The sequence below is a fragment of the Massilia sp. Masssp94 genome, assembly GCF_059491305.1.
On record NZ_CP168501.1, the window covers coordinates 1,961,473 to 1,974,127 of the forward strand.

Here is a 12,655-nt window from a genome sequence, read left to right on the forward strand (position 1 = left end):
TCAGTAGCGGTAAGACAGGGTTGCCGTCGCCGTGCGCGTGCTGCCCGGCGCGACCCACAACCGGCTGTACGAACTGGCGTAGTAGCGGCGGTCGAACAGGTTGTCGACGTTCAGCGCGATGCGCCAGCGTTTGTCCGGCGCATACGCCGCCATGACGCGGGCCGTCGTGTAGCCGGGCAGCGTGAAGCCACTGGGCGCCGCCACGTCGCCGAAGCGCTCACCCACGTACGCGAGTCCGGCGCCGGCCGACAGCCGTGCATCGCCCGCGACCAGCAGCACGTTGGCGCTGTGGCGCGGCACGTTGGGAACGCGGTTGCCGGTACGTATGGTGTTGTCGCCACGGGTTACGCGCGCGTCCGTGTACGCGTACGACGCCGACAGCTTCAGGTCGCGCCGCAGCCGGCCCGACACGTCCAGTTCCACGCCCCGGCTCGCGACCTCGCCTGCCGGAATGGAGTAATCCGTGTTCGCCGGATTCGTCGTCAGGACGTTCTTCTTGCGGATCCGGTAGAGCGCGAGGGTGCCCGCCAGCCCGCCCGGCATGTCGAGCTTCGCACCCACCTCGTCGGCGCGGCTCTCTTCCGCGGGGAACGCCTGGTTGTCGATGCCGATGCCGCTGTTCGGGCGAAAGCCGCGCGCGGTGCTCGCGTACAGCGCGACCGTGGCAGCCGGCTGGTAGACCAGTCCGGCGCGCGGGCTGGTGGCGCCCACGCGGTGGTGGTTGACGGCCGCCGTGCGATGGTTGATCACGGTCTGGCGGTACCGGTCATGGCGCACGCCGACGAGCGCTTTCCAGCGCGCCGTCAGGTCCAACTGGTCCTGCACGTAGAGCCCCGTGGCGCGCTGGTGTTCGAGCGTATCGATCGACAGGGCGAGCGGCGCGGCCGTGCCGCCGTACACGGGGTCGAAGATGTCGAGCGCGTACGGATTCGCGGCCGACGGATTGCGGCGCAGCTGCACGCGCCGGTCATCGAACCGGTAGGTGTCGACGCCGACCAGCACGGCGTGGTTTGCGAGCCTGCCCAGCAGCTCAACGCGGGCGGAACGGTCGATGGCCGCGAAGTCGCGATGCCGCCGCTGGCGGCGCAGCGTCCGGCCATCCGCCGCGAGGTCGCTGGCTTCCGTCGAATAGCCGGCGAGCGCACTGTCGCGATAGGATGCGCCACCCTGCACCGACCAGCCTGCGCCCAGCGCGCGCTGGACGAACAGCTGCTGTCCCACCGACTGCACGATGACCGGACCGTCGGCAGGCTCGCCGAGGAAACGCGAGACTGGCAACCGGCCCGGGATCGCGACGACGCCACGGTCGAACGGCGTGCGTTGGCGCGTCGCCTCGATCTCGTACGACACCGTCGTGTCTTCGCCCGCGTGCCACAGGATGGACGGCGCGACGTAGGTGCGCTCCGTGTGCACCAGGTCGCGGAAGCTGCCGCCCGCCTGGTGCGCCAGGTTGAACCGGTACGCGACGCTGTCCGACAACGGCCCGGTCAGGTCGGCGGCGGCGCGCCGCGTGCCATGGCTCGCAAGCGCGGCGTCGATGCCGTATTGCGGCGCGAAGCGCGGCTTCTTCGTCACGATGTTGACCGTGCCGCCCGGCTCGCCGCGGCCATACAGCGCCGATGCGGGTCCCTTCAAAATCTCGATGAACTGGGTACCCGCGACGTCGCGCAGGCCGTTGTAGCCACGGCTCGAACTGAAGCCGTTGACCATGTAGTCGGACCCGAAGTTCGGATCGCCCGTGAAGCCACGCATCGCGTAGCTGTCCCACAGGCCGCCCAGGTCGCTCTGGCGGGCGATGCCGCTGGCCAGTTCCAGGGCACCGGCCAGGTTGGTGACGCCCGCGTCGCGCAGCAGGTCGGCCTCCAGCGTCCGGGTGCTTTGCGGCAGGTCGAGCGGCTGCGCATCGGTTTTCGTGGCGCCGGCCACGGTAAGGGCATGGTAGGCCGTGCGCTGGCCGGTGACGAGCACGGTGCCGGCCGGCGGTTCGGCCATGGCGTGGAAAGACAGCGTACCGGCGAGCAGCGGCACGCACCGCAGATGGGTGTTCTTGATCTTCATGTTTCCAAATCCTGTTCAGCGAATAACGCGCAACGCCGCCCGGGCGCAGGCGCCATGGCGGTACGATGCATCGATTGGAGGAACTGATCAGGCTTGGGGTGGACCGCGCGGCTGGTAGACGTGGACCGGCTGCGGACGGATGCCGGTGCGAATCGGGTCGACGGGGCCCTCGTCCGCCAGCGCGAGCGGCACGAAGACATGCACCGATGGCGGCGCCGCGAATGCCAGCTGGGCGCCGTCGAGGCACAGTGCGCAGAGATCGCGCAATGCCGGCTTGCCGTCGGCGCCCCGCTCCACCTGCGCTGCCGCTTGCGGAGTGGCAGCCTCCGCGACGTGCGTCGCCGCATGCTGCAACGACATCTGCTGCGTGATGAGCAGCAGCAGCGACAGCAGTACGTGGACGAAGGAGCGTGACATTCGGGGTAATGGAAAGACAACAGCGGGGCATTGTAGCTGAAGTCGGGGCGCTGAAAAGCAAAAAGCCCGCTCAGTGCATACTGAGCGGGCTTTTCTAATAACTAGCCTGACGATAACCTACTTTCACACTGGTTGCAGCACTATCATCGGCGCAGAGTCTTTTCACGGTCCTGTTCGGGATGGGAAGGGGTGGTACAGACTTGCTATGGTCATCAGGCATAACTTGTACGAGTGCCGCTTGCATAGTGCATGCGTCACTCTGAATCCGGAAGAAGCAGTTTTCGTAATCTGTTGTCTCAACAAACAGCTGAACCCTTGCGTTGGCAATGACTGCCAAGGTTATAGGGACAAGCCGTACGGGCAATTAGTATCAGTTAGCTTAATGCATTACTGCACTTCCACACCTGACCTATCAACGTCCTGGTCTCGAACGACCCTTCAAGGAGCTCAAGGCTCCGGGAAATCTCATCTCAAGGCGAGTTTCCCGCTTAGATGCTTTCAGCGGTTATCTCTTCCGAACTTAGCTACCCGGCAATGCCACTGGCGTGACAACCGGTACACCAGAGGTTCGTCCACTCCGGTCCTCTCGTACTAGGAGCAGCCCCCTTCAAATTTCCAACGCCCACGGCAGATAGGGACCAAACTGTCTCACGACGTTTTAAACCCAGCTCACGTACCACTTTAAATGGCGAACAGCCATACCCTTGGGACCGGCTACAGCCCCAGGATGTGATGAGCCGACATCGAGGTGCCAAACTCCCCCGTCGATATGAACTCTTGGGAGGAATCAGCCTGTTATCCCCAGAGTACCTTTTATCCGTTGAGCGATGGCCCTTCCATACAGAACCACCGGATCACTATGTCCTACTTTCGTACCTGCTCGACTTGTCGGTCTCGCAGTTAAGCACGCTTATGCCATTGCACTATTAGCACGATGTCCGACCGTACCTAGCGTACCTTCGAACTCCTCCGTTACACTTTAGGAGGAGACCGCCCCAGTCAAACTGCCTACCATGCACTGTCCCCGACCCGGATCACGGGCCAAGGTTAGAACCTCAAACGAACCAGGGTGGTATTTCAAGGTTGGCTCCACGAGAACTGGCGTCCCCGCTTCAAAGCCTCCCACCTATCCTACACAGATTGGTTCAAAGTCCAATGCAAAGCTACAGTAAAGGTTCATGGGGTCTTTCCGTCTAGCCGCGGGTAGATTGCATCATCACAAACATTTCAACTTCGCTGAGTCTCGGGAGGAGACAGTGTGGCCATCGTTACGCCATTCGTGCAGGTCGGAACTTACCCGACAAGGAATTTCGCTACCTTAGGACCGTTATAGTTACGGCCGCCGTTTACTGGGACTTCAATCAAGAGCTTGCACCCCATCATTTAATCTTCCAGCACCGGGCAGGCGTCACACCCTATACGTCCACTTTCGTGTTTGCAGAGTGCTGTGTTTTTATTAAACAGTCGCAGCCACCAGTTTATTGCAACCCTTTCACCCTCATGGAGTAAACCATTCAAGCTACCGGGGCGTACCTTATCCCGAAGTTACGGTACCAATTTGCCGAGTTCCTTCTCCCGAGTTCTCTCAAGCGCCTTAGAATACTCATCTCGCCCACCTGTGTCGGTTTGCGGTACGGTCTCGTATGACTGAAGCTTAGAGGCTTTTCTTGGAACCACTTCCGATTGCTTCGTGCCACAAGGGCACACGTCTCGACCCCTTGAATTACGCGCCCGGATTTGCCTAAGCGCCTTCTATGAGTCAAGAACCAACTATTCCAACAGTTGGACAACCTTCCGCGATCCGTCCCCCCATCGCATCATACGACGGTGCAGGAATATTAACCTGCTTCCCATCAGCTACGCATCTCTGCCTCGCCTTAGGGGCCGACTCACCCTGCTCCGATGAACGTTGAACAGGAAACCTTGGGCTTTCGGCGAGAGGGCTTTTCACCCTCTTTATCGCTACTCATGTCAGCATTCGCACTTCCGATACCTCCAGCATCCTTTACAAGACACCTTCTCAGGCTTACGGAACGCTCTCCTACCATATGGATCAAAGTATAAATACTAAGAAACATATCCGCAGCTTCGGTGACTGGCTTAGCCCCGTTACATCTTCCGCGCAGGACGACTCGATCAGTGAGCTATTACGCTTTCTTTAAATGATGGCTGCTTCTAAGCCAACATCCTGACTGTTTTAGCCTTCCCACTTCGTTTTCCACTTAGCCAATCTTTGGGACCTTAGCTGGCGGTCTGGGTTGTTTCCCTCTTGACGCCGGACGTTAGCACCCGACGTCTGTCTCCCAAGCTCGCACTCATCGGTATTCGGAGTTTGCAATGGTTTGGTAAGTCGCAATGACCCCCTAGCCATAACAGTGCTCTACCCCCGATGGTGATACTTGAGGCACTACCTAAATAGTTTTCGGAGAGAACCAGCTATTTCCAGGTTTGTTTAGCCTTTCACCCCTACCCACAGCTCATCCCCTAATTTTTCAACATTAGTGGGTTCGGACCTCCAGGGCGTGTTACCGCACCTTCATCCTGGCCATGGGTAGATCACCTGGTTTCGGGTCTACACCCAGCGACTGTCGCCCTGTTCGGACTCGATTTCTCTACGGCTCCCCTATCCGGTTAACCTCGCCACTGAATGTAAGTCGCTGACCCATTATACAAAAGGTACGCCGTCACCCCACGAAGAGGCTCCGACTGTTTGTATGCACACGGTTTCAGGATCTATTTCACTCCCCTCCCGGGGTTCTTTTCGCCTTTCCCTCACGGTACTGGTTCACTATCGGTCGATTACGAGTATTTAGCCTTGGAGGATGGTCCCCCCATCTTCAGACAGGATTTCTCGTGTCCCGCCCTACTTGTCGTACGCTTAGTACCACCGTTCGAATTTCGTGTAAGGGGCTATCACCCTCTATGGCCAGCATTTCCAGGCTGTTCCACTATTCGATCGACTATCACGTACAAGGCTCATCCCATTTCGCTCGCCACTACTTTGGGAATCTCGGTTGATTTCTTTTCCTGCAGCTACTTAGATGTTTCAGTTCGCCGCGTTCGCTTTGCATACCTATGTATTCAGTATGCAATGACCTAAAAGGCCGGGTTTCCCCATTCGGAAATCTGCGGATCAAAGTGTGTTTGCTCACTCCCCGCAGCTTATCGCAAGCTACTACGTCCTTCATCGCCTGTAATCGCCAAGGCATCCACCATGTGCACTTATTCACTTGTCCCTATAACGTTGGCCCCTGCATGAGTATCAGGGAACGTCATATCGACAAGAGTTCAGCTTACTATGTTTGTTGATACATACAGATTTTCTACCCTAAGTGTGCATCCAACTTTCGTTAGCTACACGCTTAAAGAAAACTTTACTTCTTCCAGATTGTTAAAGAACGAGAACTACACTTACCTAAAACCAGCGTCTTACGTAAAGATAGTGGTGGAGGATGACGGGATCGAACCGACGACCCCCTGCTTGCAAAGCAGGTGCTCTCCCAGCTGAGCTAATCCCCCAGTGTAACGTGGTAGGGCTGGTTGGACTCGAACCAACGACCCCCGCGTTATCAACACGGTGCTCTAACCAGCTGAGCTACAGCCCCGAAAACTCTTCTCGTTTAACTTTGAACAGCCGATAAGCGTGGGCGCTTGATGATGGAGCGTAAGCTCCCGTGCCACTCTAGAAAGGAGGTGATCCAGCCGCACCTTCCGATACGGCTACCTTGTTACGACTTCACCCCAGTCACGAATCCTACCGTGGTAAGCGCCCTCCTTGCGGTTAAGCTACCTACTTCTGGTAAAACCCGCTCCCATGGTGTGACGGGCGGTGTGTACAAGACCCGGGAACGTATTCACCGCGGCATGCTGATCCGCGATTACTAGCGATTCCAACTTCACGCAGTCGAGTTGCAGACTGCGATCCGGACTACGATACACTTTCTGGGATTAGCTCCCCCTCGCGGGTTGGCGGCCCTCTGTATGTACCATTGTATGACGTGTGAAGCCCTACCCATAAGGGCCATGAGGACTTGACGTCATCCCCACCTTCCTCCGGTTTGTCACCGGCAGTCTCATTAGAGTGCCCTTTCGTAGCAACTAATGACAAGGGTTGCGCTCGTTGCGGGACTTAACCCAACATCTCACGACACGAGCTGACGACAGCCATGCAGCACCTGTGTTCAGGCTCCCTTTCGGGCACCCCTCAATCTCTCGAGGGTTCCTGACATGTCAAGGGTAGGTAAGGTTTTTCGCGTTGCATCGAATTAATCCACATCATCCACCGCTTGTGCGGGTCCCCGTCAATTCCTTTGAGTTTTAATCTTGCGACCGTACTCCCCAGGCGGTCTACTTCACGCGTTAGCTGCGTTACCAAGTCAATTAAGACCCGACAACTAGTAGACATCGTTTAGGGCGTGGACTACCAGGGTATCTAATCCTGTTTGCTCCCCACGCTTTCGTGCATGAGCGTCAATCTTGACCCAGGGGGCTGCCTTCGCCATCGGTGTTCCTCCACATCTCTACGCATTTCACTGCTACACGTGGAATTCTACCCCCTCTGCCAGATTCAAGCCTTGCAGTCTCCATCGCAATTCCCAGGTTAAGCCCGGGGCTTTCACGACAGACTTACAAAACCGCCTGCGCACGCTTTACGCCCAGTAATTCCGATTAACGCTTGCACCCTACGTATTACCGCGGCTGCTGGCACGTAGTTAGCCGGTGCTTATTCTTCAGGTACCGTCATTAGCCCAGGATATTAGCCTGAACCGTTTCTTCCCTGACAAAAGAGCTTTACAACCCGAAGGCCTTCTTCACTCACGCGGCATTGCTGGATCAGGCTTGCGCCCATTGTCCAAAATTCCCCACTGCTGCCTCCCGTAGGAGTCTGGGCCGTGTCTCAGTCCCAGTGTGGCTGGTCGTCCTCTCAGACCAGCTACTGATCGTCGCCTTGGTGAGCCTTTACCTCACCAACTAGCTAATCAGATATCGGCCGCTCCAGGAGCATGAGGCCCGAAGGTCCCCCACTTTCATCCTTGGATCGTATGCGGTATTAGCGTAACTTTCGCTACGTTATCCCCCACTCTTGGGTACGTTCCGATATATTACTCACCCGTTCGCCACTCGCCGCCAGGTTGCCCCGCGCTGCCGTTCGACTTGCATGTGTAAAGCATGCCGCCAGCGTTCAATCTGAGCCAGGATCAAACTCTTCAGTTTAATCTCTGTTTTTGCTACTTTCGTAGCATGTCGCTCACTCAAAATACTGACCGTCACTCATTGCTGAGCAACGTATTTCTTTTGTGTGAACATTTGATAATTTAAGCATTCAGCACCCCGAAGGATGCTGGCACTTCATCAAACGCCCACACTTATCGACTGTTGATTGTTAAAGAGCTGTATTCGGTACTGCCTTGCTGCGTTTGCGAATCGTTTTGTTCGTCAGCAGCAGAGGAACGAGATTATGCAGTGTTTCGTTTAACTCGTCAACTCATCTTTTTCGTCAGCGCAAGCGGCGTTGTCAAACCACCTAGCTCAACTGTTTGATTTCGCTGAACTTTTCTTGCACTGCCGAAGCAGGAGGCGAACTATAGCAAACCAGATCGGAGGTATGCAAGGGGCTTACCGTAAGAATTTTCGAGTTGCTTCTGTGCTATCTTTGCCGGCTTCATCCCCCCATGGAGTCCCCATGCGCATCGCCCCCACGACGAATCCCGATCTGTCCGCCGCCCTCACCGCCGCCATCAATAACAAGACGAAGCCGCTCGGCAGCCTCGGCGCCCTCGAACGGCTGGCCGGCCGCCTCGGCCTGATCCAGAATACGGTCGCGCCGACGATCCGGCAGCCGGCCATTCTCGTGTTCGCGGGCGACCATGGCGTCGTCGCGGAAGGCATCTCCGTCTACCCGCAGGACGTCACGTGGCAGATGGTCGAGAACTTCCTCGCCCAGGGCGCCGCCATCAACGTGTTCGCGCGCCAGAACGGTATAGCCCTGCACGTCGTGGATGCGGGCGTCAATCACGATTTCGGCGCACGCCCCGGCCTCGTCGACCGCAAGGTGGCAAACGGCACGCGCAACTTCGCGGTCGAACCGGCGATGACGCCGGCGCAATGCGCCACCGCGCTGGAACATGGCGCGGCCCTCGCGGCCGACCTGCCCGGCAACGTGGTCGGCTTCGGCGAGATGGGTATCGGGAATACGACGGCGGCCGCCGCGCTGATGCACAAGCTGACGGGGATTCCCGTCGCGGACTGCGTCGGCGCCGGCACCGGCCTGTCGCCGGACGGCGTGCTGCGCAAGCAGCGCGTGATCGAAGCGGCGGCCGAGCGCCATGCCGGCGTCGACGATCCCCGCGCCGTGCTGGCCACGTTCGGCGGCTTCGAGATTGCGATGATGGCCGGCGCCATGCTGAAGGCGGCCGCGCTGCGCAAGGTCCTGCTGATCGACGGCTTCATCGTCACGAGTGCCCTGCTCGTCGCGGCGCGCATCGAACCCGCGATCCTGGATTACTGCGTGTTCGCGCACTGTTCGGACGAATCTGGCCACCGCCGCATGCTGGACGCGCTCGGCGCCGAGCCGCTGCTGCACCTGAACCTGCGCCTCGGCGAAGGCACGGGCGCCGCGCTCGCCCTGCCGCTGCTGCACGCGGCCGCGAACTTCCTGAACGAGATGGCGACCTTCGAGTCGGCCAGCGTCAGCGAAAAATCCGCCTGATGCATCAAGTCCGCCTGTTCTTCATCGCGCTGCAGTTCTTCACGCGGCTGCCGATCCCGGGCTGGGTCGGCTTCGAGGCCGCGTGGCTGCAGCATGCGTCGCGCTACTTCCCGCTCGTCGGCGTCGTCGTCGCGGCGGTTGCGGCCGGCGTCTATTACGCGGCCGCGCTCGTGCTGCCCGCGCCCGTGGCGGCCGTGCTGTCGACCGCGGCGTCGATCTATATCACGGGCGCATTCCACGAAGACGGCTTCGCCGACACGTGCGACGGCCTCGGTGGCGGCATGACGAAGGAACGGGCGCTGGAGATCATGAAGGATTCGCGCGTCGGCGCGTACGGCGCGATTGGCATCGTGTGCATGCTGGCGACCAAGCTGTCCGCGCTGGCGATGCTGCCGCCGCACGTGGCCGTGGCCGCGTTGTTCGTCGCGCATCCGCTCTCGCGCCTTGCCGCCACGGCGCTGATCTGGAAGCTGGACTACGTGCGCGGCGAAGGCAAGGCCAAGCCGCTGGCGCAGCAAATGACGACGGCCGAATTCGCGATCGCGACGATCACCTGCACGCTGCCGGCCGCGTACGTTCTGGCCACGAAAGCGATGACGCCGGCCGCCATGCTGGCCGCGATCATCGCAGCGGCACTCGCCGCGCTATGGCTGGGCCGTTTATTCGTGCGCCGCCTCGGCGGCTACACGGGCGACTGCCTCGGCGCCGTCCAGCAGCTGGCCGAAGCGCTCATCCATGTCGCCGTGCTGGCCACGCTGGGCCACGGCGCCTGGAACGCATGACGCTGTACCTGGTCCGCCATCCGCAACCGGACGTTGCGCCCGGCCTGTGCTACGGCGCCAGCGACGTGCCGGTCACCGAAACGGAACTCGCACGCGTGCAATCCGGGCTCGCCCTGCCGCGCGACCTGCCCGTCTACGCAAGCCCATTGCGACGCTGCGCCTTGCTGGCCGAGCGGCTGGCGCCGGGCCGCGTGACGCTCGACGCGCGCCTGGCCGAGATGGATTTCGGCGCGTGGGAGTTGCGCCCATGGTCGGACATCCCGCGCGCCGACGTCGACGCCTGGTCCGCCGACCTGCTCCACTACCGCCCCGGCGGCGCGGAAAACGTGCTCGACGTGGCGCGTCGCGTGCAGGCATTCGTCGCCGATCTGCGTGGGCCGTCCGCGCTCATCGTCTGCCACGCCGGCACGATCCGCCTGCTGGCGGCGCTGCATGGCGGCGTGCCGCTGGAACAGGCGGCACTGAACGCGGCGCAGACGCCGCATCGCATCGGCTACGGCCAGCTGGTCGTGCTGGGCGTATAATGTCGGGGTTTTGGTGCTCGCGCTCCTCTCTGGGGCGCAGTTAAACGGGAAACACGAAGCGCTCTTCAGACAGGCGCCAACGTGTGCTGCCCCCGCAACGGTAAGCAAGTGCCGGCACGCTCTCACGCGTGCGCGGCAACCGTCCCCACATACCACTGTGCATCCGCATGGGAAGGTCGGACGGCCATACTCGCCAGCCCGGATACCGGCCAAAAGGTGGAAGCGCCCTGCGCTTCTGTTCACCTGGCTGACGGGGACGTCGGCCGGTTGTCCATCACAATAAAAACGTCATGTCCTTTCCTGTTTTCCGGCAGGCAGCCGCGCTTTCGCTCGCATTCGCTGCCGCCGCATCGGCCCACGCCGATCCCATTCCCGACACCGTCATCGTCACCGCGAATCGCACGCCGCAGCGCGCCGAAGACGTCATCCCCGACACCGTCGTCATCTCCAGCGACGACATCGCCCGCGCGGGCGCCGGCTCCGTCGCCGACGTGCTGCGCCGCCAGCGCGGCATCGAAATCTCGCGCAATGGCGGCGCCGGTACCAACACCACCGTGTTCCTGCGCGGCGCCAACAGCAACCAGGTCGTCGTCCTCGTCGACGGCGTACGCATCGGCTCCGCGACCACGGGCGCGGCGTCGTGGAATGCGATCCCGCTGTCGGCCATCGACCACATCGAGATCGTCTACGGCCCCCTGAGCTCCCTGTACGGCGCGGATGCCATCGGCGGCGTCGTGCAGATCTTCACGAAGAAGAGCGAAGGCGCGCCGATGTTCAGCGCCAGCGCGGGCGGCGGCACCTACGGCACCAACCAGTACGACGCCAGCGTACACGGCTCGACGGGCGGTGCGCACGGCGTGACGTATGCCCTCTCCGGCGCGCACGAAGAATCGGACGGCTTCTCGTCCACGCGTCCCGGCTCGTCGAGCTACAACGCGGACGATGACGGCTACACGCGCAACAGCGTCAACGCACGACTCGCACTGCGCCTGGCCGAGGGTCACGAGATCGGCGCGCAATTCATGCAGAGCCGCCTGAGCGCGCAATACGACAGCGGCAAGTCAGCCTTCGACACCCACAACATCCAGGAACTCGACAGCTACAGCGTCTTCCTGAACGACCGCTTCCTCCCGAACTGGCGCAGCAGCGTCCAGGCGGCGCGCTCGGAAGATAAACTGGGCAGCTTCACGAGCACGACGCCGTCCGGCACCACGCAGCTGAACACGCGCCAGGACGAGTTCACGTGGCAGAACACGTTCGACATCGCCGGCGACACGCTGCAGGTGCTGGCCGGCCACCGCAAGGAACAAGTCCTGTCCAGCGCCATCAAGGACATCAACCGCACGCGCATCACGAATTCCCTCGCGGCCTCGTACGACCTGCGCCGCGGCAGCCACCTGCTGGACGTCAGCGCGCGCAACGACCATTCCGAATACGGCGGCAAGACGACGGGCGCCCTCGGCTACGGCTACGAGTTCACGCAGGACCTGCGCGCCACGGCGAGCTACGGCACGAGCTTCCGCGCCCCCACGTTCAACGAGTTGTACTACCCGGGCTATGGCCTGACGTCGAACAAGCCGGAACGGGGCCGCAATGCGGAAGTGGGCGTGCAGTACCGCGTGGCCGGCGTCGACCTGCAGGCGAACTACTACCGCAACCGGCTGACCGACATGATCGTGTCCGTCACGCCGTGCCCGGACCGTCCGAACGGCAGCTGCGCGTACAACGTCGACCACGCCCTGCTGGAAGGCCTGACGCTGGCGGCCGTCACCCGCATCGGCAACCTGGACCTGCGCGCCAGCGCCGACCTGCAGGATCCGCGCGACGAGACGACCGGCAAGCAGCTGGCCCGGCGCGCGCGCCGCCACGCCAGCGTCGCGGCCGACTACACCGTGGGTGCCGTGGAAACCGGCGTCGAGCTGCAGGCCTCCGGCCGCCGCTTCGACGATGCCGCCAACGCCAACCGCCTCGGCGGCTACGGCCTGCTGAACCTGTACACTACCTGGCACATGACGCGCGACTGGTCGCTGCTGGTCCGCCTCGACAACGCGGCCGACAAGCACTACGACCTGGCGCGCAACTATGGCACCTCTGGGCGCACCTGGTTCGCGGGTTTCCAATATGGTAGCCACTGAGGGAGTTCGCTAACCACCATGTTCCGACGA

The 12,655-nt window shown here is 61.2% G+C and carries 6 protein-coding genes, 2 tRNA genes, 3 rRNA genes and 1 riboswitch; of the genes, 4 read left to right on the plus strand and 7 right to left on the minus strand.

Annotation, left to right across the window (positions count from 1 at the left end; genetic code table 11):
• The 7 genes from ACEN9G_RS08590 to ACEN9G_RS08620 form a co-directional block, all read right to left on the minus strand.
• Positions 1 to 2,058, minus strand: coding sequence for a TonB-dependent siderophore receptor (locus ACEN9G_RS08590; RefSeq protein WP_413344159.1), 2,058 nt, complete (start codon positions 2,056 to 2,058; stop codon positions 1 to 3).
• An 87-nt stretch (positions 2,059 to 2,145) separates the two neighbouring features.
• Positions 2,146 to 2,475, minus strand: a complete 330-nt coding sequence (locus tag ACEN9G_RS08595; RefSeq protein WP_413344158.1) for a DUF2946 family protein — start codon at positions 2,473 to 2,475, stop codon at positions 2,146 to 2,148.
• A gap of 104 nt (positions 2,476 to 2,579) precedes the next feature.
• Positions 2,580 to 2,692 (minus strand): 5S ribosomal RNA (gene rrf / locus ACEN9G_RS08600).
• Between the two features lie 126 nt (positions 2,693 to 2,818).
• Positions 2,819 to 5,711: ribosomal RNA gene (locus tag ACEN9G_RS08605) — 23S ribosomal RNA — on the minus strand.
• A gap of 207 nt (positions 5,712 to 5,918) precedes the next feature.
• A tRNA-Ala gene (locus ACEN9G_RS08610) sits at positions 5,919 to 5,994 on the minus strand.
• A 9-nt stretch (positions 5,995 to 6,003) separates the two neighbouring features.
• Positions 6,004 to 6,080: transfer RNA gene (locus ACEN9G_RS08615), tRNA-Ile, on the minus strand.
• Between the two features lie 81 nt (positions 6,081 to 6,161).
• A 16S ribosomal RNA gene (locus ACEN9G_RS08620) occupies positions 6,162 to 7,689 on the minus strand.
• Together the 16S, 23S and 5S rRNA genes with 2 tRNA genes alongside form the textbook arrangement of a ribosomal RNA operon.
• A gap of 469 nt (positions 7,690 to 8,158) precedes the next feature.
• Here ACEN9G_RS08620 and cobT point away from each other — a divergent pair.
• The 4 genes from cobT to ACEN9G_RS08640 all read left to right on the plus strand — a co-directional run bounded on the left by cobT (position 8,159) and on the right by ACEN9G_RS08640 (position 12,625).
• Positions 8,159 to 9,184, plus strand: coding sequence for a nicotinate-nucleotide--dimethylbenzimidazole phosphoribosyltransferase (gene cobT / locus ACEN9G_RS08625; RefSeq protein ID WP_413343747.1), 1,026 nt, complete (start codon positions 8,159 to 8,161; stop codon positions 9,182 to 9,184).
• Positions 9,184 to 9,966: an adenosylcobinamide-GDP ribazoletransferase gene (locus ACEN9G_RS08630; protein WP_413343749.1), complete on the plus strand. Its 783-nt coding sequence runs from the start codon at positions 9,184 to 9,186 to the stop codon at positions 9,964 to 9,966. Before cobT ends, ACEN9G_RS08630 begins: the two co-directional genes overlap by 1 nt.
• Entirely contained in the window at positions 9,963 to 10,490 is a 528-nt protein-coding gene (cobC, locus tag ACEN9G_RS08635) for an alpha-ribazole phosphatase family protein (protein WP_413343751.1), read from the plus strand. The genes ACEN9G_RS08630 and cobC overlap by 4 nt, the downstream gene beginning before the upstream one ends.
• A riboswitch (cobalamin riboswitch) is annotated at positions 10,485 to 10,718 on the plus strand. It overlaps the preceding gene by 6 nt.
• 62 nt (positions 10,719 to 10,780) lie before the next feature.
• The gene (locus ACEN9G_RS08640) at positions 10,781 to 12,625 is read left to right on the plus strand and encodes a TonB-dependent receptor domain-containing protein (protein ID WP_413343753.1); all 1,845 of its coding nucleotides are present in this window, start codon (positions 10,781 to 10,783) and stop codon (positions 12,623 to 12,625) included.
• The last annotated feature ends 30 nt before the right edge of the window (positions 12,626 to 12,655 follow it).

What these genes read in the sequence shown, in the direction of transcription:
- ACEN9G_RS08630 (WP_413343749.1), top strand. Translation starts at nt 9,184, where the DNA reads ATGCATCAAGTCCGCCTGTTCTTCATCGCGCTGCAGTTCTTCACGCGG.
- cobT (WP_413343747.1), top strand. Translation starts at nt 8,159, where the DNA reads ATGCGCATCGCCCCCACGACGAATCCCGATCTGTCCGCCGCCCTCACC.
- ACEN9G_RS08590 (WP_413344159.1), bottom strand. Translation starts at nt 2,058, where the DNA reads ATGAAGATCAAGAACACCCATCTGCGGTGCGTGCCGCTGCTCGCCGGT.
- cobC (WP_413343751.1), top strand. Translation starts at nt 9,963, where the DNA reads ATGACGCTGTACCTGGTCCGCCATCCGCAACCGGACGTTGCGCCCGGC.
- ACEN9G_RS08640 (WP_413343753.1), top strand. Translation starts at nt 10,781, where the DNA reads ATGTCCTTTCCTGTTTTCCGGCAGGCAGCCGCGCTTTCGCTCGCATTC.
- ACEN9G_RS08595 (WP_413344158.1), bottom strand. Translation starts at nt 2,475, where the DNA reads ATGTCACGCTCCTTCGTCCACGTACTGCTGTCGCTGCTGCTGCTCATC.